The organism is Achromobacter sp. NPDC008082, from assembly GCF_042957345.1.
Lineage (GTDB): Bacteria > Pseudomonadota > Gammaproteobacteria > Burkholderiales > Burkholderiaceae_B > Achromobacter > Achromobacter kerstersii_A.
Genome location: NZ_JBIBIB010000003.1, coordinates 291946 through 310597, shown reverse-complemented (window position 1 = coordinate 310597; position 18652 = coordinate 291946). Strand labels below are relative to the sequence as shown.

Below are 18652 nucleotides of genomic sequence, written 5' to 3'. Positions count from 1 at the left end.
TAGGGCGAGAGTTATGAGCTTCAGGCATTGCCAGATCAGTCATCCCAAAATTGATATGGAGTCCGTATGCAGCAAAGCAGTCCTGCCTCTCCGCTGACCACCCCCGACCGTTCCCCCCCCGCGGTCAGCCCCCCTCCCCCCGAACCTCCCAAAGTGCTCCAGGATGTGCTGTCGCGCGCCGACGTGCAGATCAACGGCTCGCGCCCGTGGGACATCCAGGTGCATGACAAGCACATGTACGAACGCGTGTTCGCCAGCTGGTCGCTGGGGCTGGGCGAATCGTATATGGATGGGGAATGGGATTGCGAGCGGCTGGACGAATTGTTCACGCGGCTCTTGCGCGCCGACATGGGTTCGGCCGCGCTGGGCGTGGCGCGTATCAAGCTGATTGCCGAGCACCTGCGCCACAAGCTATTCAACCTGCAATCCAAGGGCCGCGCCTTTGAAGTGGGCGAACAGCATTACGACGCGGGCAACGACGTGTTCGAAGCCATGCTCGACAGCCGCATGATCTATTCGTGCGCGTACTGGGAAAACGCCCAGACGCTGGAAGACGCGCAACTGGCCAAGCTGGACATGATCTGCCGCAAGCTGCAACTCAAACCCGGCGAGACGCTGCTGGACATCGGTTGCGGCTGGGGCGGGCTGGCCAAGTTTGCCGCGGAAAATTACGGCGTTACGGTCACCGGCGTAACGGTATCGAAAGAGCAATTGGCGTTGGCGCAAGAACGCGTCAAAGGCCTGCCCGTGACGCTGCTCCTGCAAGACTACCGCGACCTGCAAGGCAGTTTCGACAAGGTCGTGTCGGTGGGCATGTTCGAACACGTCGGCCCCAAAAACTACGACACGTACTTCAGCAACGTGCAGCGCCTGATGGCGACAGACGGCGTGTTCCTGCTGCACACCATCGGCATCGCGGCCACCAGCCAAAGCACCGACCCGTGGATCGACCGCTACGTGTTCCCCAACGGCAAGCTGCCATCCGCGCGCGAAATCGCCACCGCCGTTGAACACCGCTTCATCATCGAAGACTGGCACAACTTCGGCGCCGACTACGACCGCACGCTGATGGCCTGGTGGGACAACTTCGAGCGCGCGTGGCCCACGCTGCAAGCGCGGTATGGCGTGCGCTTTTACCGCATGTGGAAATACTATCTGATGTGTTGCGCGGGCTTCTTCCGGTCGCGCGAGGGCCAGCTCTGGCAAGTGATGCTGACCCACCCGCAACGTCAGGAGACGTACCGCTCGTTGCGTTAAACGCGTCAGGCCGGCATGGCGTCCTGACGGATCATGTCGGCCGCGCGCTCCGCAATCATGATGGTGGGTGAATTCGTATTGCCGGACGTGATCAGTGGCATCACCGACGCGTCCGCAATACGCAAGCCTTCCAGCCCAAACACCCGCAGGCGCGAATCCACCACGGCGCCGCTGTCGGCGCTCTTGCCCATCGCGCAAGTGCCGACCGGATGGAAGATTGTCGTGCCGATCTTGCCAGCGGCTTCGCGCAGCTGCGCATCCGTTTGATAGTCCGGGCCGGGCAGCCATTCCTGCGGCTGATAGCGCTGCAAGGCGGGCGCGGCGGTAATGCGCCGCACCAGCCGGATGGAATCGGCCGCCACTTGAATGTCGGCTTCCGTGCTCAGGTAGTTCGCCGCGATGACGGGCGCACTGGCCTCGCCCGCCTGCACCGGCCCCTGCGCATGCACGCTGCCGCGCGACGTCGGCCGCAGGTTGCAGACGCTGGCCGTGAACGCATCGAAGCCGTGCAAGGGTTCGCCAAACGCGCCCAGCGACAGCGGCTGCACATGGAATTCCACGTTGGCGCGCGTTTGCCCCGGGTCCGACTTCGCAAACGCCCCCAGCTGTGATGGCGCCATGCTCATCGGGCCGCTGCGCTTCATCAAATATTCCAGGCCGATGCCCGCCTTGCCCCACCACGACGCCGTGATGCGGTTCAGCGTCTTCACGCCATTGACCTTGATGATGACGCGCAGTTGCAGATGGTCTTGCAGGTTTTCGCCCACGCCGGGCAAGGCATGGCGCAGCGCGATACCGCTTTCGCGCAGCCGCGCGGGTTCGCCGATGCCCGACAGTTCCAGCAGATGCGGCGTGTTCACCGCCCCCGCCGCCAGCACCACTTCGCGCCGCGCGCGCACGGTCTGGCTTTTACCATCGCGCCGCAGTTGCACACCCACGCAACGCTTTCCTTCCAGCATCAGCTGCTCTACATGCGCGCCCGTCATCACATGCAGGTTCGGGCGTTTTTGCACGGGGCGCAGAAACGCCTTCGACGTGTTCCACCGCCAGCCGCGCCGCTGGTTCACTTCGAAGTAGCCGCTGCCAAAGTTGTCGCCCCGGTTGAAGTCCTGCACGCGCGGAATGCCTTCCTGTTCGGCTGCGCTGGCAAAGGCTTCCAGAATGTCCCAGCGCAAGCGCTGCGCTTCCACGCGCCATTCGCCGCCCGAGCCATGGAATTCGTCGGCGCCGCGGTGATAGTCTTCGCTGCGCTTGAACACGGGCAGCACCTGGTCCCAGCTCCAGGCGGGGTCGCCGGACAGCGCCGCCCAATCTTCATAGTCTTCACGCTGGCCGCGCATGTAGATCATGCCGTTGATGGACGAGCAGCCGCCCAGCACGCGGCCGCGCGGATAGATCAGCGAACGCCCGCCTAGCCCCGGTTCCTTCACCGTGCGGTACATCCAGTCGGTGCGCGGGTTGCCGATGCAGTACAGATAGCCCACCGGAATATGAATCCAGTGGTAGTTGTCGCGCCCGCCCGCCTCCAGCAGCAGCACCCGCGTGTCCGGGTCCTGGCTCAGCCGGTTGGCCAGCACGCAGCCGGCCGAGCCTGCGCCGACGATGATGATGTCGTATGTCTCCATAAGCTCTTCTTATCTGGTTTTATCCGGTAGCCCGCCATTGAAGGCCGCCGTCACGATGAGCCGACCCGGCTGCGTCGCGTGCGCGCGCGCCGGGCATCTGGCAAGACTCTGGCGCAGCGGCCCGCAACTGTCCAATGAAATGTTGAAAACCGGTTTATAAGCATCTTTAATAATGCTCATCCCCCGATTCCGGACATCGCCATGGACCTGAAGCACATCCGCACCTTTGCCGCCGTGGCGCGTGAAGGCAATCTGACGCGCGCGGCCGAGCATCTGCACCTGACCCAGCCGGCGCTCAGCCTGCAACTGAAGAACTTTCAGGAATCGCTGGACCTGACCCTGTTCGCGCGCACCGCGCAGGGCCTGGCGCCCAACGCCGATGGCCGGGCGCTGCTGCCGTCGGCGCTGCGCATCCTGGACGCGCTGGACGACTTTCAGCGCGCCATCGGCGCCCTGCGCGACACGGTACAAGGCGAATTGCGTATCGGCACCATCCTGGACCCGGAATTCTTGCGGCTGGGCGCGACCCTGCAATACCTGGTCGAGCACTACCCGAAGATCCGCCCCACGCTGCGCCACGGCATGTCTGGCTCAGTGGGCCGGCAGGTGCGGGCCGGGGAACTGGATGTAGGCTTCTTTCTGGGGCCGGCAAGGACCTCCGGCGGGGCAGGGCTGGACGCGCTGCCGCTGGCGGCGTTTACCTATTACGTGGTGGCGCCCAAGGGCTGGGGCGCGCAGGTGGCCGGACGCGGCTGGGCGGAAATTGCCGCGCTGCCGTGGATCTGGACCCCGCCAGATTCCGTGCACCACCGCCTGCTGACGGACAAGTTCGATACGCTGGGCATCGCGCCCAACGCGGTGGCGGAGGTGGATCAGGAAGCGTCAATGCTCGACCTGGTGCGGTCAGGTGTCGGGCTGTCGCTGGTGCGGGACTCCATCGCGCTGCGTGAGTCGCAGGCCAATGGCTTGCTGCTGATCAAGGGGCTGTCGATTCAGGCCGAGCTGTCGTTCATCACGCAGACGCCGCGCCGCACCGACCCGCTGGTGGCGGCGGCGTTTGCGGCGGTCGAGGCGGCGTTTGGATAAGCGGCCGAAGCCGCACGAATCGCGGGGCCGAATCGCAACACTGAATCGCCGCACCGAATCGCAGCACTGAACCTCGCCTGCCCCCCCTGCTCCCGCTCCGGCTCCTGCCCCCAAACCTATCCCCCGCTCTTACACCGCGGCCGACGTCGAACCGCCCGCCCGCAATGAGGCGGCCTCTTCTGCCGTGAACGCGCGCGTCGCCAAGGCTTCAGGCGCGGGATGCGTGGCCAGCTCACGCAGCGCCGGCACGGGTTGCGCGAGCTTGGTCAGATCGGGGCGCGGACGGCGCAAGGCGTCGCTGGCCGCAAACGCCTGCTCCATCGCATGGCCGCAGGCCAGCACGCGCGCATCGCCCCGATGCGGGCCGATGACTTGCAGGCCGAATGGCATGCCGCGTTCGTCCACGCCGCAAGGCAAGGACAGCGCCGGGTTGGCCACCAGCGTCACCACGTAGGTCAGACCCAGCCAGTGGTAGTAATTGCGCGCAGGCTTGCCTTCGATGGTCTGCGCATACAGCTCCGACCACGGAAACGGCGACACCGGCGTCACCGGCGACAGCACCAGATCGTAATCGCGGTACAGCGCCTGGAAACGGCGGAACAGGCGCGTCTGCTCCAGATGGCTCCACGCGCGATCGGCCAGCGTCATGTTGGCGCCGATCTCGTAATTGGCGCGCACGTTGGGGCCGAGCAGGCTGGGATCTTTTTCGTACGTGTCGCGAAACGCGGCGACAAAGCTCTCGGCGCGCACCACGTCAAAGCAGCGGTCGGCCTCGCCCATGTCTATCGATACCGGATCGCAGCTGCGGAACAAATGCCGCATGGCCTCGATCTTGGCGCGGAAGGTGCGGCGGATGTCGTCGTCCACCGGGCACACGCCGAAGTCTTCGGTATACGCTACGCGCAACGATCCCAAGTCCACCCGGCCCGGCACCGCGTACAACGCGCCGTCATCGGAATACGACAAGGGGTCCAAGGGATCAATGGCGACGGTGGGCGCCATTTGCAGGCAGGCATCTTCGACGCTGCGGCCCATGGGGCCGACGACGGAAATCGGCGTCCAGCCCAGCTGGCGGCGGTCAACGGGAATCAAGCCCGGAGAGGGCCGAAAGCCCACCACGCCGCACTTGGCGGCGGGGATGCGCAGCGACCCGCCGGTGTCTGACCCGGTGCACAAGGGCAGCATATCGGTGGCCAGCGCGGCGGCCGAACCGCCGGATGAGCCGCCCGCGTTCAACATGGGGTTGAAGGGGTTGCCTGTCGCGCCCCAGACGGGATTGCGGGAATTGGCGCCCGCGCCCATTTCCGGCACGTTGGTCTTGCCCACCACAATGGCGCCGGCCGCCCGCAAGCGCGCCACCAGGATGTTGTCGGCTACCGGCACGTTTTCGCGGAAGTTGGGCGACCCGTAAGTGCTCAGCAAGCCGCCCGTGTCTTCCAGGTCTTTCACGCCCAAGGGCAAGCCGTGCAGCGCGCCCAGCGCATCGCCGCGCATCACGGCCGCTTCGGCGCGCCGCGCTTCGTCGCGGGCGCGGTCAAAGCACGTGGCCGTCACGGCGTTAATCGCCGGGTTCACCGCCTGGATGCGGGCGATGCAGGCATCCAGCAGCTCCACTGGCGACAGGCTGCGGGCGCCGATGCGCCGTCGCAATTCAACCGCGGATAGCGACAGCAGATCGTTGGAATGGCTCATGCAAAATTCCTTGTCAGTCTGGAAAACAGCGCGGGGACGGCCGTCACCGCCCCCCCCCGGGTTGATGCGCGAAATACGCGGCGCGGCGTGCATTTCGCGTGCACGCCTTTAGCGGCGCGCGGGCAGGCTTACTGTGCCTTGATCCCCGCCCGTTTGGCAATCTGCGCGAAGCGCGGCGTTTCTTCCGCGATGATGCGCGCCACGCCCGCGCCGTCCATCGGCGTGGGTTCAAAACCGCTGGCGCGCAACTGGGCCTGGGTGTCGGGGTCTTGCAAGGTCTTGGCGATGGCGGTGTTCAGTGTGGCGACCACATCGGCCGGCACGCGTTTGGGCGCGAACACGGCAATCCAGGTGTCCATGCTGACGTCCGGGTAGCCGGCCTCGGCGACGGTCGGCACGTCCGGCAGGAAGCCGGAGCGCTGCGGCGTAGTCACGGCAATGGCCTTGACCTTGCCCGATTTGATCTGCGGCATGGCCGACACCACGGTATCGAACAGAACCGGAATCTGGCCGCCGATCAAGTCCGTCATGGCCGGCGAACTGCCCTTGTACGGAATGTGCGTCATGCGCGTGCCGGCGGCTTCCTGGAACATCTCGCCCGCAAAGTGCGACACGGTGCCGATGCCGAACGAGCCATACGAAAACTTGTCGCCCTGCTTGCGGGCGGCGTCGACCAGGCCCTTCACATCTGAATACGGCGTCTGCGGATTCGCGACAATGATCAGCGCCGCGCGCCCCACCATGCCCACCGGCTGGAAGTCTTGCGACGGGCTATACGGCAGCTTGTCGTACACGGCCGGGTTCACCGTGAACGTCGTGCCCGAACTGAGCAGCAGCGTGTAGCCGTCGGGTTCGGCCTTGGCCACCGTCTGCGCGCCCAGAATCGTGCCTGCGCCCGCCTTGTTCTCGACGATGATGGACTGCCCCAGCTCTTGCCCCATGCGCTTGGCGATGATGCGGCCCAGCACGTCGCCCGCGCCGCCCGGCGGAAAAGGCACGATCAGCTGGATCGGCCGTTGCGGATACCCGGCGGCCTGCACAGCCCCGGCGCTGGCGGCCAAAACGATGGCGGCGCACGCCACGGCAAACTTCCTGCGTTGCATGAACATGGTTATTTTCCCCTTGTTGTTCAATTGGTCTGAGCAGAAGTCACAGCAAATAATGCGTTGAAAGCCTGGGGCTTAGGCCTAAGCCTGGGCCGCCGGCGTCTTGCGCAGCCGCATGGGCGACAGCAACGACGGGGCCACGCCTTCATCGATCAGCGCGTCCGGCAGCGGCTGCCCGGTCAAGAGCGCGGCCGCCATCGCCGACACGCCCGCGGCCGACTGAATGCCATAGCCGCCCTGCGCCGCCAGCCAGAAAAAACCCGGCGCGGTGGCGTCAAAGCCCACCACCAGATCGCCATCCGGCACAAACGAACGCAGCCCGGCCCACACGTGGGCGGGCCGGCGGATCGTCAGCGTGGTGGCGGCTTCGATGTGATAGATGCCGGTGGCCACGTCCAGCTCTTCGGCCACGACATCGTGCGCGTCGACCGGGTCGGCGTTGGCGGGCGAACCCAGCAACTGGCCCGCATCCGGCTTGAAATAGAAACTTTCGTCGATGCCCACCACGGCCGGCCACGCCGTGCAGTCCACGCCTTCGGGCGCGGTGAACGTGAAGGCGCTGCGGCGGCACGGCTGCAAGCCCACCGGCGCCACGCCGCAGCGCTTGGCCAGTTCATCGGCCCAGGCGCCCGCGGCGTTGACGACGACGCCGGCGTCCAGATGCGTGCCGTCCGTCAAGGTCAGCGCCCACCGGCCGTCGCCCTGCCGCGCGCCCGACGCGACTTCGGCGTGGCAATGCAGCACCGCGCCATGACGGCGCGCACCCGCCAGAAAGCCCTGGTGCAGCGCATGCACGTCCAGGTCGCGCGCATCGGGTTCAAACATCGCGCCGCCCGCCACGGCCTCGGGCCGCAGGCACGGCACGCGCGCCAACGCGTCATCGCCATCCAGCAATTCCACATTGCCGGCCAGCGCCCGCGCGGCCTCGAAACTGTGGATGAGCGTGTCGCGCTGCGCTTGGCTGGCGATATACAGGCAGCCGCGATCCTGAAGAATCGGGTGTTCGGAAAAGCCCGCCGGCGGCTGTTCGTAGAACGCGCGGCTGGCGCGCGTCAGCGCCTGGATCTGCGGCGTGCCATAGGTTTCCATGAACATCGCGGCGGAACGGCCCGTGGAGTGATAGCCCGGTTGCGGCTCACGCTCCAGCAACAGCACCCGTCGCTGCACCCGGGGCGGCGCACCGGACGGCCCCTCGGTTTCCGCCGCCAGCCGGTAGGCCAGCGACGCGCCGGCAATGCCGGCCCCCACGATGACAACATCAAACTGCTGCGTGCTCATGATGCCCTTCGGAATTCTCGGATATGAGAATTCTCGGATATGACAAAATACCCGTCAACCAAAAAGGCCAGCGAAAAACACGCTAGCCCGTGCCGCTAAGGGAAAGCACCGATATGGCCCCCGTTCGCCCGCCCTCGCCCGCCGCTGACATCCTGGCCGACCGCAGCAGCCTGGGCGTGCGCCTGCGCGCGCTGCGCAAATCGCGCTCGATGACCTTGAAGGAGCTGTCGGCGCTGACCGGCGTGGCGCTGTCCACCTTATCGAAGATGGAATTGGGCCAGGTGTCGATCAGCTATGCGAAATTCGCCGCCGTGGCCCGCGCGCTGGACGTGGACATCGCGGAACTGTTCGGCCCCGTCGAACACGCAGCCCCCGGCGACGCCCCGCCCACCGCCTTGCGCTGCACGCTGGCCGACGCCCCCGGCTACCTGACGGGCACCTACGACTACAAACTGCTGGCCGGCCAATACCCCCGCCGCAGCATGACGCCCATGTACGGCCGCATCCTGGCCCGCGATGCGTCCGAGTTCGAGGACTACATGCGCCATGCCGGCCAGGAATTCCTGATGGTGCTGGAAGGCGAAATCGAGCTCCGCTTCGAGAACGGCGAATCGATGCGGCTGGCCAAACACGACACGGCCTACTTCGACAGCGGCGTGGGGCATATCTATTTGTCCTGTAGCGCCGCCCCTGCCGAAATCATGGTCGTGATGACGGGCGGGCACGACGGGTAACGCGGCAGGCACGGGGTTTGCTGACCCTGCGGATCATCCCCCGCAGGCAGACGCCGATGACCGCATCCAAGCCCGACATCCGCAAGGGGCAATATTCCGGCCCGCTTTCGCGCAACACCTTCACGCTGCGCTTCATGCGCCGCTTTTACGACCCCGCGTTCAACGCTGAAAAAGAAGCGCTGGAACGGCTGGAGGCCATTGCGTGGGATGCCTATCAAGACGGCCGCAAGGCGCCCATCACCGAGAAAGCCGGCGCGGCTTACGCCGACCCAAGCTATGACTTGTCCGTGGAATGGAAAGACGCGCACGATCGCCTGGAGCAGGCCGCGTACATCCAGCGCGACCCCGGCACCCGTTCGCGTGTGCTGATCGTCATCGGGTCCGCCCGCAACGACGGTACCTGTCCGGGCGAAGTCTCAAAAAGCTGGCGGCTGGCGGGGCTGCTGCAAGCCGAAGTGGAAAACGCGGGCCTGCAAGCCGACATGCTCGACCTGAGCCGGCTCACCTCCGAATATCAGTACCAGATCCATGCCTGCAAAGGCTGCGTGTCTTCAGCCATGCCGCTGTGCCATTGGCCGTGCAGCTGTTACCCCAACCATTCGCTGGGGCAAGACAACGACGCCATGAACGAGATCTACGAACAGTGGGTGGCGGCGCACGGCGTGATGCTGGTGGCGCCCACGTATTGGTATCAATCGCCCAGCCCGTTAAAGCTGATGATCGACCGCCTGGTATGCGCCGATGGCGGCAACCCTGATCCCACGACCACGTCCGGCAAAAACGTGGAAAAGGCCAAGCAGCTTGAACTGGCCGGCTGGCCCTACCCCAAGCACCTTGCCGGCCGCGCTTACGGCGTGGTGGTGCACGGGGATGTCGCGGGCATAGAAGTCCAGCGGCGCGCGCTTTGCGACTGGCTGGACTGGATGGGGTTGGTTGACGCCGGGGCGATGGCGAGGCTGGATCGCTACATCGGCTACTACGAGCCCTACGCCACCAGCCACGCCGATCTGGACCACGATCAGGCCGTGCAGGAAGAGGTGCGCAACGTGGCGCGCGCCATGATCAATTGCCTGCCCCGCTTGCGCTCGGGCGAGCTGGCGCCAGCGGACAAAGGCCTGCGCAGCCCCCGGCCGAAATAGGAGGCGTCCATGTCGAAGCCCCATGCGCAGAACGCAAAACTTGAGCAGACGCCGCCTGCCCAGTCGCACGCCATCACGCGCTTCTTCGACCACTTTGCCGCGCGCGTCACCAAATGGGCGGGGTCGCCGACGGCGTTTGGCGCCGCGCTCATCGCGGTATTGATATGGGCTGCCACCGGCCCGGCCTTTGCGTATTCCGAAACCTGGCAACTGGTCATCAACACGGGCACCACCATCGTGACGTTCCTGATGGTGTTTCTGATCCAGCAAAACCAGAACAAGGATGCCCGCGCCCTGCACCTGAAGCTGGACGACTTGCTGATCGCGCTCAAAGGCGCCGATGAAGGGCTGGTTGACGCCGAGCAACTGGATGAAGACAAGCTGCTGGCGTTGGCCGCGGCCTGCACCGCGCGGGCGCGGGCCCAAGCCCGCAGCGACCGGAACAAGGGACGAAAGCCGACATCAATCAAAGGCGCAAAGAAAACCGTGCGTGGCAGCCTGCGGGTGCGGCGGCAAGTGATGCGCGTGGGCAAGACGGCCACCCCCTAGCCGCCCGCCCACATCGCATCAATCAGAATTCTGCGGTCACCGACAACAGCACGGTCAACGGAGCGCCCACGGTCAGGCCGGGCAAAAAAGGCATATCCCATTCCGCCGCGGCAATGAACTGGCATTGCGGCGCGGCGCGCGCGCGCGCTTGCCGCGAGCCGGCGCAGACCCAAAGCGGTGCGGCAACGCACAACGCCTTGCACCAGTTTGGCGCGCAAGCCTGATGCCGCGCCATGCCCAGGCCATATCGCGCCCCGGCACACGCCGCCTGCCGATCGCCCGTTCCCCTATGAGCCGCGCGTTTAAACGTGCTGCCGTCATCGGGCACCAGCCCCGTTGGCATGGTCTTTGCTTAAAGGTTCATGCAGGCCGCAAGGCCGCACCACAACTTGAGCAGTACCGGCAAAGGCGCCCCGACCAACAGGTCCAGGGCGCCTTTTGTCTTTTGATTCACATTCAGCGCTTGGGGATATTCATGAAAGCAGCGGCCTCTCCCGATTCCTTGCAGACGCTCGTCGTCATCGGCAACGGCATGGTGGGACACCATTGCGTCGAGCAACTGATCGCGCGCGGCGCACTCGAGCGCTATCGCATTCACGTCTACGGCGAAGAGACGCGGCGCGCTTATGACCGTGTGCACCTGTCTGAATACCTGAACGGCCGCGACGCGGAATCGATGGCGATGTGCGACACGGCCTTCTATGAACAAGACGGGCTGCACCTGCACCTGGGGGAACCCGTGCTTGAGATCGACCGCTACACGCAGGAAGTCGTCACGCAGAGCGGCCGCCAGGCCTACGACAAGCTGGTGCTGGCCACCGGGTCGTATCCCTTCGTGCCGCCCATTGCGGGCGCGGAAGGCGCGTCGCGGCTGGTGTATCGCAGCATCGACGACCTGGACCTGATCCGCGAGGCCGCGCGCGGTGCGCGGCGCGGCGTGGTGGTGGGCGGCGGCCTGCTGGGGCTGGAAGCGGCCAACGCGCTGAAGTCATTGAACCTGGAAGCGCACGTGGTGGAATTCGCGCCGCGCCTGATGCCGGTGCAGCTGGATGAGGCGGGCGGCGCGGCGCTCAAGGCGCGGATCGAAGCCTTGGGGGTGGGCGTGCATGTGTCGCGCGCCACGCAAGACATCAAGCCGGGCACACGCTACCGCTACCGCATGCGCTTTGCCGAAGGCGAGCCGCTGGAAACCGATTTGATCGTGTTTTCGGCCGGCATCCGCCCGCACGTGACGCTGGCGCGCAAAGCCGGGCTGACCTTGGCCGAACGCGGCGGCGTGGCCATTGATGACCGCTGCCTGACCAGCGATGAACGCATCTACGCCATCGGCGAATGCGCGGCCTGGAACGGCACGGTGTTCGGGCTGGTGGCGCCAGGCTATCAGATGGCGCGCATCGTCGCGGCCGACTTGTGCGGCGCGGACGAAGCGCCCTTCACCGGCGCCGACATGTCCACCAAGCTGAAGCTGCTGGGCGTGGACGTGGGCTCCATTGGCGACGCGCATGGCGCAACGCCAGGCGCACGCAGCTATCGCTACATCGACGAAGCCGGTTCCAGCTACCGCCGCCTGGTGGTGTCCGAAGACGGCAAACGCGTGCTGGGCGCGGTGCTGGTGGGCGACAACCGCTACTACGACACCCTGCTGCAATACGCGCAGAATGGCATCGCGCCGCCCGCCGACCCCGCCAGCCTGATCCTGCCGCTGGGCAAGGCCGCGCCCGCACTCGGCGTGGACGCGCTGCCCGCCACCGCCACGATCTGTTCCTGTCACAACGTCAGCAAAGGCGCGGTCAGCGCGGCCATTGATGGCGGCTGCACCGACTTGGGCAGCGTCAAGCAATGCACGAAAGCGGCCTCGGGCTGCGGCGGGTGCGCCGCGTTGCTCAAGCAGGTGGTCGAACACGAACTGGCCAGCCGCGGCGTGGAAGTCGACAAAAGCCTGTGCGAGCACTTTGCCTACACGCGCCAGGAGCTCTACGCGATGGTGCGCGTGGGCGGCATCGAAACGTTCGACGAATTGCTGGCCCGCCATGGCAAGGGCCACGTCGGTTGCGACATCTGCAAGCCGGCCGTGGGCTCGATTCTGGCGTCGTGCTGGAACCGCCCCATTCAAGACCCGCATCTGGTGCCGCTGCAAGACACCAACGACACATTCATGGCGAACATGCAGAAGAACGGCACGTACTCGGTGGTGCCGCGCATACCCGCTGGCGAGATCACGCCCGATGGGCTGATCGCCATCGGCGCGGTGGCCAAGAAGTACCAGCTGTACACGAAGATCACGGGCGGCCAGCGCATCGACCTGTTCGGCGCGCAGCTGCATGAATTGCCCGACATCTGGGCTGAACTGATCGCGGCCGGTTTCGAAACGGGCCATGCCTACGGCAAGTCCACGCGCACCGTGAAGTCGTGCGTGGGCAGCACGTGGTGCCGCTACGGCGTGCAAGACAGCGTGCGCATGGCGCTAGACATCGAGCACCGCTACAAGGGCCTGCGCGCGCCGCACAAGCTGAAGTTCGCGGTGTCGGGCTGCACGCGCGAATGCGCCGAAGCGCAGAGCAAGGACATCGGCGTCATCGCCACCGAAAACGGCTGGAACCTGTACGTGTGCGGCAACGGCGGCATGCGCCCGCGCCACGCCGAGCTGTTCGCCACCGACCTGGATGACGCCACGCTCATCCGCAGCATCGACCGCGTGCTGATGTTCTACATCCGCACCGCCGACAAGTTGCAACGCACATCCGTCTGGCGCGAATCGCTGGAAGGCGGGCTGGACTATTTGAAAGACGTGGTGCTGAACGACAGCCTGGGCCTGTGCGCCGAACTGGACGCGCAGATGCAGCTGGTAGTGGACCGCTACGAATGCGAATGGGCCAACGCCATCGCCGACCCGGAAAAGCTCAAGCGCTTTCGCACCTTCGTCAACGAGCGCGGCGGCGACCCCGACATCCAATTCGTGCAAGAACGCGGCCAACCCCGGCCCGCCCCGGCTCGTGCCGCGCGCGTCATTCCCATTGCCGAGGAGATCGTCTGATGGCTGCCACACAACCTGCCCCGAACGCCGCATTGAACGCCGCGTTGAACCCCGCATTGAACGCCGCATTGAACTCTGCATTGAACCCCGCATTGCCCCCGGCTTCCGCCCCCGTCTGGCGCGCCGTCTGCACCCGCCAGGACCTGGTCGCCGGCTCTGGCGTCGTCGCGCTGCTGGACGGGCAGCAGATTGCGCTGTTCTACCTGCCTGACGCCGACGGCGCGCCCTTGTACGCCATCGACAACCGCGACCCGAAATCCGGCGCCAACGTCATCGGGCGCGGTCTCATCGGCCAGTTGGGCGGCGACCTGATCGTGGTCTCGCCGCTATACAAGCAGCACTTCCGTCTGGCCGACGGCACCTGCGTGCAATACCCCGAACAACGCCTGCGCACCTGGCAGGCGCGCTTTAACGGCGACGCCGTCGAAGTCGCCTAAGCGCCACGCCCCCCTTACCTACAACGCAATAGGGAATCATCATGTCCTACCTGGTACCTTCCGAATTCGTCACCAAAATGGTGGACGCGGGCGAGTCGAAAATCTACATGGCGACCCGCGACGTCCTGATCCGCGCCTTCATGGCCGGCGCCATTTTGGCGATTGCCGCCGTGTTCGCCGTGACGGTCACGGTGCAAACCGAGTCGCCCATTCTGGGCGCGGCCCTCTTTCCCGTGGGCTTTTGCATCCTGTACCTGATGGGATTCGACCTGCTGACCGGCGTGTTCGTGCTGACGCCGCTTGCGCTCTTTGACAAGCGGCCCGGCGTCACCGTGAAAGCCATCCTGAAGCATTGGGGGTTTGTCTTCATCGGCAACTTCGCCGGTGCGCTGACGGTGGCGGTGCTGATGGCCATCGTGTTCACCTACGGCTTTTCCGTGCCGCCCAACAAGGTCGGCCAAGTCATTTCGCACATCGGCGAAAACCGCACGCTGGGCTACAAGGAATACGGCGCGGGCGGCATGCTGACCATCTTCATTCGCGGCGTGCTGTGCAACTGGATGGTGTCGCTGGGGGTGGTCGGCGCGATGATCTCGACGTCGGTCAGCGGCAAGGTCATCGCCATGTGGATGCCAGTGATGCTGTTCTTCGCGATGGGCTTCGAGCATTCCATCGTCAACATGTTCCTGTTCCCGTCGGCGATGATCATGGGCGGCAACTTCTCGATCATGGACTACATGATCTGGAACGAAATCCCGGTGGTGCTGGGCAACCTGATCGGCGGCATCTCGCTGACCGGCCTGACGCTCTACACGACCCACATGAAGACCGCGCCCAAGCGCCGCTTCAACTGATCCCGCCAGGACGCACGCCGTGATGGACCGCCCCGCCCCCGGCGCCGCCGCCTGCTTGCAGGTGGCGGTGGGCCAGCACACCGAGCCGGGGCGCAAACTGGTCAACCAGGACTTTCACGGCCTGTGCGTGCCGGCCGAACCGCTGCTGGGCGCCAAGGGCATCGCCATCGCGCTGGCCGACGGCATCAGCAGCAGCCAGGTCAGCCACATCGCCAGCGAAACCGCCGTGGCCAGCTTCCTGGAAGACTATTACTGCACGCCCGAAACGTGGTCGGTGAAGAAGTCGGCGCACAAGGTGCTAAGCGCCACCAACGGCTGGCTGCATGCGCAAACCCGCCAGCGCCATCACCCTGACCAGCCGCGCGATGCCGACCGCGGCTACGTCTGCACGCTGACCGTGATGGTGCTGAAGGCCACCACGGCGCACATCCTGCACATTGGCGATGCGCGCATCTACCGGCTGCGCGGCGGCGCAATGGAGCCCCTGACCGACGACCATCGCGTGTGGATCTCGCAAGACAACAGCTATCTGGCGCGCGCGCTGGGTTTAGCGCCGCACTTGGAAATCGACTATCACACCCAGCCGCTGGAGCTGGGCGACGTCTTCCTGCTGGCGACCGATGGCGTGTACGAACACATCCATGCGCATGACGTCGCGCACGCCATTGCGTTGCATCCCGACGCGCTGGACGATGCGGCGCGCGCGCTGGTCCAACTGGCGTTCGAACGCGGCAGCGACGACAACCTGACCGTGCAGCTGGTGCGCATCGATGCCCTGCCCCCACGCCGCGCCGACGAAATCGCGCGCTACAGCCTGAACCTGCCCTGCCCGCCGTTGCTGGCGGCCGGCATGGAATTCGAAGGCTTCCGCATTCAGGACGAGCTGCGCGCCAGCCATCGCAGCCATGTCTACCTGGCCCGCGACATCGCCAGCGGCGACGCCGTGGTCATCAAGATTCCGTCTTTGGACTTGCGGCATGACCCGGCGTATCTGGAACGGCTGATGACCGAAGAGTGGATCGCCCGCCGCATCGACAGCCGCCACGTGGTGCGCGCGTGGCCGATGCCGCGTGCGCGCCGCTACCTGTACACGGTCAGCGAGTGCATTGCGGGACGCACGCTGACGCAATGGATGGCCGACCACCCCCGCCCCACGCTGGAGCATGCGGTGGCGCTGATCGAACAGATTGCGCGCGGCCTGCAAGCGTTTCACCGGTTGGAGATCGTGCACAACGATTTGCGGCCCGACAACATTTTGGTGGGCGACGACGGCAAGGCCACGATCATCGACCTGGGCTCCACGCAAGCGGCGGGCCTTCTGGACCGCAGCGCGCACGATGACGACGCGCCCCCGATGCTGGGCACCGCGCAATACGCCGCGCCCGAGCTGTTTCTGGGGGAAGCCGGCACGGCGCGGTCTGACTTGTATTCGTTGGCCGCCATGCTCTACCAGATGCTGTCCGGCCGTTTGCCCTATGGCGCCGACGTGGCGCGTGCGCGCAGCCGGGCCGCGCAGTTGCGCTTGAACTATGTGTCGGTGCTGGACCGCGAGCGCGAACTGCCCGCCTGGATCGACGGCGTGCTAAGCCGCGCCCTGCATCCCGACCCGGCCAAGCGCACGCCCGAGCTATCGGAGTTCACCCATGCGCTGCGCCACCCGCCGGCGTCCGCCGCCCACCAGGCGCGCCTGCCGCTGCTGGAACGCAATCCGCTCGCTTTCTGGAAAGGCCTGTGCGTGGCGCAGCTGATTGTCATCCTTATCCTTTTTCTTGATCGTTGAATCCAGGAGCCCTCTGATGAACACTTCCGTCTGGTTGATTGGCGCCGGCCCCGGCGACCCGGAATTGCTGACCCTCAAAGCCGTGCGTGCATTGGGATTGGCCGACGTCGTGCTGGTGGATGATCTGGTCAACCCGCAGGTGCTGGACTACTGCGCGCAAGCCCGGTTGGTCCATGTCGGCAAGCGCGGCGGCTGCCGCTCCACGCCGCAAGCCTTCATCCAGCGCTTGATGCTGCGCTATGCCCGGCAAGGCTTGCGCGTGGCGCGCCTGAAAGGCGGCGACCCCTGCATCTTTGGCCGCGGCGGCGAAGAAGCGCAGTGGCTGAGCGACCACGGCGTAAGCTGCGAAATCATCAACGGCATCACCGCCGGCCTGGCCGCCGCCACCGCCTGCGGCATCCCTTTGACCCAACGCGGCATGGCCCAGGGCGTTACACTGATCACCGCGCATTCCCAGGACGGCACGATGCCCGACTGGACGGGGCTGGCACGCAGCGGCACCACGCTGGTGGTCTATATGGGGGTAGCCAAATTGCACGACTTGAGCCGCCAATTACTGGCCGCTGGCATGGCGCCCGACACCCCGGTGGCGATGATTGAACGCGCGTCTTTGGCCGACCAGCGTGAATGCCGCTCAACGCTCGCCAACATGACGCACGACGCCCTGGACTTTCAATTGCGCAGCCCCGCCGTGCTGGTCATTGGCAACGTGGCCGCCTGCCAGGTCTTCGGCGCCATGGATACGCCGCTGCTGACGTCCCCCGAACCCGTTTTGCGCCGCCGCGCCTGACTTTCAAAGACTGACAAAGAGACCGCCATGGCCGAACGCCACATGCCGCCGCCCTTGCGCTTTCTGCTTGCCGCCCGGCGCAGCGAGCTCCACGGGCTGGAAGCCTTGGCCGGCACCTGTGAGTTGGTGGTGCGCATCAGCGCGCTGGTGCACGCGCTGCAAAAGGAACGCGGCTACTCCAACCTGACGCTGTGCAGCCCGCAAGAACGCTTGCAACAAACGCTGGCAGGCTTGAGCGACACCGCCGTCCGCATCGAGGCCGACGCGCGCCATTTTCTGGATGGCTTGGCGGCCGACCCCGCGCATGGCAGCGGCAAGGCCCGCCTGCTCAACGGTATCGCCTTCGCCCTGTTCCGGCTGGACGAACTGCCCGCCCTGCGCCGCCAGATCCGCGACCGCGCCATCGCCGTGGCGGACGCCGATGCGCGCTTCACGCAGGTCATTGGCAGCCTGCTGGCCGTGGTGTTCGAAGCGGCCGATTCAGCGCTGGACCCCGGCGTCACCCGCATCCTGGTCGCGCTGTTGAACTTCATGCAAGGCAAAGAGCTGAGCGGACAGGAACGCGCTTGCGGCGTCATGGGTTTTACCGCCGGGTTTTTCACCGAGGCGCAAAAGGCCCGCATGCTGGGCCTGGCGGCCAATCAGCGCCGCAGTTTCGACATCTACGCCGAACACGCTGACGGCGCACCGCGCACGGTTTGGGAACAGATCCAGCAACAAGGCGAACCCGTAGAACGCATGCGCGACATGGCGCAGCGCACCGCCGAGGGGCAACGCGTGGACGGCAGTTTGGCCGAGCTGTGGTTCGACCTGTGCACCGCGCGCATCGACGCCATGCGTGAAGTGGAAAGCCTGCTGGCCCAGGCGTTGGCGCAGCAGTGCGAACGCCGTATCGCCGACACCCGCAAAGAACTGGACGACCGCCGCCTGCTGCTCAGCCGCTATGCCGAGCACGCCAGCGGCCACGCGCCCAGCATGGTCTTCAGCGTGCAAAGCCGCATTGTCGACACGCCCGCGCCCGACGGCGTGGGCAGCGAACTGGAGCGGTCAATTCTGGACATGATGCGCGAGCAGACGCTGCGCATGCAGCGCGCCGACGACGCGCTGCACACCATGCGCGGGGCGCTGGAAGAAAAAAAGCGTATCGACCGCGCCAAGCTGCTGCTGATCAGCCATTACGGCCTGACCGAGCACGCGGCGCACGAACGGCTGCAACGCGCGGCGATGGATGGCGGCCTGTCCTTGTCGGACGTGGCGCGCCAGGTGATCGGCGAGCTGGCCGGGAATTGAT

Annotated in this window: 16 protein-coding genes; 11 read left to right on the top strand and 5 right to left on the bottom strand. The window is 65.8% G+C overall.

What is annotated here, in order from left to right; translation table 11 throughout:
* Nucleotides 1-66: 66 nt before the first annotated feature.
* Nucleotides 67-1257: a cyclopropane fatty acyl phospholipid synthase gene (cfa, locus tag ACFZAI_RS13635; RefSeq protein WP_391567351.1), complete on the top strand. Its 1191-nt coding sequence runs from the start codon at nt 67-69 to the stop codon at nt 1255-1257.
* Between the two features lie 5 nt (nt 1258-1262).
* Here cfa and ACFZAI_RS13630 read toward each other — a convergent pair whose 3' ends face one another.
* Complete coding sequence (locus ACFZAI_RS13630; RefSeq protein WP_391567349.1) at nt 1263-2882, bottom strand: GMC family oxidoreductase; 1620 nt, start codon at nt 2880-2882, stop codon at nt 1263-1265.
* A 9-nt stretch (nt 2883-2891) separates the two neighbouring features.
* Nucleotides 2892-3062, bottom strand: coding sequence for a hypothetical protein (locus tag ACFZAI_RS13625; protein ID WP_391567348.1), 171 nt, complete (start codon nt 3060-3062; stop codon nt 2892-2894).
* Between the two features lie 21 nt (nt 3063-3083).
* On the opposite strand from ACFZAI_RS13625, the gene ACFZAI_RS13620 reads away from it, so the two are divergent.
* Nucleotides 3084-3968, top strand: coding sequence for a LysR family transcriptional regulator (locus ACFZAI_RS13620; RefSeq protein WP_391567347.1), 885 nt, complete (start codon nt 3084-3086; stop codon nt 3966-3968).
* A gap of 129 nt (nt 3969-4097) precedes the next feature.
* Here the strand turns inward: ACFZAI_RS13620 and ACFZAI_RS13615 are convergent, their stop codons facing one another.
* The 3 genes from ACFZAI_RS13615 to ACFZAI_RS13605 all read right to left on the bottom strand — a co-directional run bounded on the left by ACFZAI_RS13615 (nt 4098) and on the right by ACFZAI_RS13605 (nt 8047).
* A complete protein-coding gene (locus tag ACFZAI_RS13615) occupies nt 4098-5660 on the bottom strand; it encodes an amidase (RefSeq protein ID WP_391567346.1) in 1563 nt (520 codons plus the stop codon).
* A 128-nt stretch (nt 5661-5788) separates the two neighbouring features.
* Nucleotides 5789-6769, bottom strand: coding sequence for a Bug family tripartite tricarboxylate transporter substrate binding protein (locus tag ACFZAI_RS13610; RefSeq protein ID WP_391567345.1), 981 nt, complete (start codon nt 6767-6769; stop codon nt 5789-5791).
* Between the two features lie 78 nt (nt 6770-6847).
* Nucleotides 6848-8047, bottom strand: a complete 1200-nt coding sequence (locus ACFZAI_RS13605; RefSeq protein ID WP_391567855.1) for an NAD(P)/FAD-dependent oxidoreductase — start codon at nt 8045-8047, stop codon at nt 6848-6850.
* Nucleotides 8048-8157: 110 nt separating this feature from the next.
* Between ACFZAI_RS13605 and ACFZAI_RS13600 the strand changes: the two genes are divergently transcribed.
* The 9 genes from ACFZAI_RS13600 to ACFZAI_RS13560 all read left to right on the top strand — a co-directional run bounded on the left by ACFZAI_RS13600 (nt 8158) and on the right by ACFZAI_RS13560 (nt 18651).
* On the top strand, nt 8158-8778 hold the full coding sequence (locus tag ACFZAI_RS13600; RefSeq protein WP_391567344.1) for a helix-turn-helix domain-containing protein: 621 nt from the start codon (nt 8158-8160) through the stop codon (nt 8776-8778).
* A gap of 56 nt (nt 8779-8834) precedes the next feature.
* On the top strand, nt 8835-9917 hold the full coding sequence (locus tag ACFZAI_RS13595; RefSeq protein ID WP_391567343.1) for a flavodoxin family protein: 1083 nt from the start codon (nt 8835-8837) through the stop codon (nt 9915-9917).
* Nucleotides 9918-9926: 9 nt separating this feature from the next.
* Nucleotides 9927-10466 (top strand): low affinity iron permease family protein, encoded by a 540-nt coding sequence (locus tag ACFZAI_RS13590; protein WP_391567342.1) that lies wholly within the window; start codon nt 9927-9929, stop codon nt 10464-10466.
* Between the two features lie 475 nt (nt 10467-10941).
* The gene (gene nirB / locus ACFZAI_RS13585; RefSeq protein WP_391567341.1) at nt 10942-13500 is read left to right on the top strand and encodes a nitrite reductase large subunit NirB; all 2559 of its coding nucleotides are present in this window, start codon (nt 10942-10944) and stop codon (nt 13498-13500) included.
* The gene (gene nirD / locus ACFZAI_RS13580; protein WP_391567340.1) at nt 13500-13937 is read left to right on the top strand and encodes a nitrite reductase small subunit NirD; all 438 of its coding nucleotides are present in this window, start codon (nt 13500-13502) and stop codon (nt 13935-13937) included. The genes nirB and nirD overlap by 1 nt, the downstream gene beginning before the upstream one ends.
* Nucleotides 13938-13978: 41 nt before the next feature.
* Nucleotides 13979-14791, top strand: a complete 813-nt coding sequence (locus ACFZAI_RS13575) for a formate/nitrite transporter family protein (protein ID WP_054425243.1) — start codon at nt 13979-13981, stop codon at nt 14789-14791.
* A 22-nt stretch (nt 14792-14813) separates the two neighbouring features.
* Nucleotides 14814-16571 carry a protein kinase gene (locus ACFZAI_RS13570; RefSeq protein WP_391567854.1) on the top strand — a complete coding sequence of 586 codons (1758 nt, stop codon included), beginning with the start codon at nt 14814-14816 and terminating at the stop codon, nt 16569-16571.
* 16 nt (nt 16572-16587) lie between these two features.
* Nucleotides 16588-17361 (top strand): uroporphyrinogen-III C-methyltransferase, encoded by a 774-nt coding sequence (cobA, locus tag ACFZAI_RS13565; RefSeq protein ID WP_391567339.1) that lies wholly within the window; start codon nt 16588-16590, stop codon nt 17359-17361.
* A 27-nt stretch (nt 17362-17388) separates the two neighbouring features.
* Nucleotides 17389-18651, top strand: coding sequence for a nitrate- and nitrite sensing domain-containing protein (locus ACFZAI_RS13560; protein WP_391567338.1), 1263 nt, complete (start codon nt 17389-17391; stop codon nt 18649-18651).
* Nucleotide 18652 lies beyond the last annotated feature (1 nt).

Bases quoted from the DNA above. Each gene is read 5' to 3' on its own strand.
- cfa (WP_391567351.1), top strand. From the start codon at position 67: ATGCAGCAAAGCAGTCCTGCCTCTCCGCTGACCACCCCCGACCGTTCC.
- ACFZAI_RS13630 (WP_391567349.1), bottom strand. From the start codon at position 2,882: ATGGAGACATACGACATCATCATCGTCGGCGCAGGCTCGGCCGGCTGC.
- ACFZAI_RS13625 (WP_391567348.1), bottom strand. From the start codon at position 3,062: ATGAGCATTATTAAAGATGCTTATAAACCGGTTTTCAACATTTCATTG.
- ACFZAI_RS13620 (WP_391567347.1), top strand. From the start codon at position 3,084: ATGGACCTGAAGCACATCCGCACCTTTGCCGCCGTGGCGCGTGAAGGC.
- ACFZAI_RS13615 (WP_391567346.1), bottom strand. From the start codon at position 5,660: ATGAGCCATTCCAACGATCTGCTGTCGCTATCCGCGGTTGAATTGCGA.
- ACFZAI_RS13610 (WP_391567345.1), bottom strand. From the start codon at position 6,769: ATGTTCATGCAACGCAGGAAGTTTGCCGTGGCGTGCGCCGCCATCGTT.
- ACFZAI_RS13600 (WP_391567344.1), top strand. From the start codon at position 8,158: ATGGCCCCCGTTCGCCCGCCCTCGCCCGCCGCTGACATCCTGGCCGAC.
- ACFZAI_RS13595 (WP_391567343.1), top strand. From the start codon at position 8,835: ATGACCGCATCCAAGCCCGACATCCGCAAGGGGCAATATTCCGGCCCG.
- ACFZAI_RS13590 (WP_391567342.1), top strand. From the start codon at position 9,927: ATGTCGAAGCCCCATGCGCAGAACGCAAAACTTGAGCAGACGCCGCCT.
- nirB (WP_391567341.1), top strand. From the start codon at position 10,942: ATGAAAGCAGCGGCCTCTCCCGATTCCTTGCAGACGCTCGTCGTCATC.
- nirD (WP_391567340.1), top strand. From the start codon at position 13,500: ATGGCTGCCACACAACCTGCCCCGAACGCCGCATTGAACGCCGCGTTG.
- ACFZAI_RS13575 (WP_054425243.1), top strand. From the start codon at position 13,979: ATGTCCTACCTGGTACCTTCCGAATTCGTCACCAAAATGGTGGACGCG.
- ACFZAI_RS13570 (WP_391567854.1), top strand. From the start codon at position 14,814: ATGGACCGCCCCGCCCCCGGCGCCGCCGCCTGCTTGCAGGTGGCGGTG.
- cobA (WP_391567339.1), top strand. From the start codon at position 16,588: ATGAACACTTCCGTCTGGTTGATTGGCGCCGGCCCCGGCGACCCGGAA.
- ACFZAI_RS13560 (WP_391567338.1), top strand. From the start codon at position 17,389: ATGGCCGAACGCCACATGCCGCCGCCCTTGCGCTTTCTGCTTGCCGCC.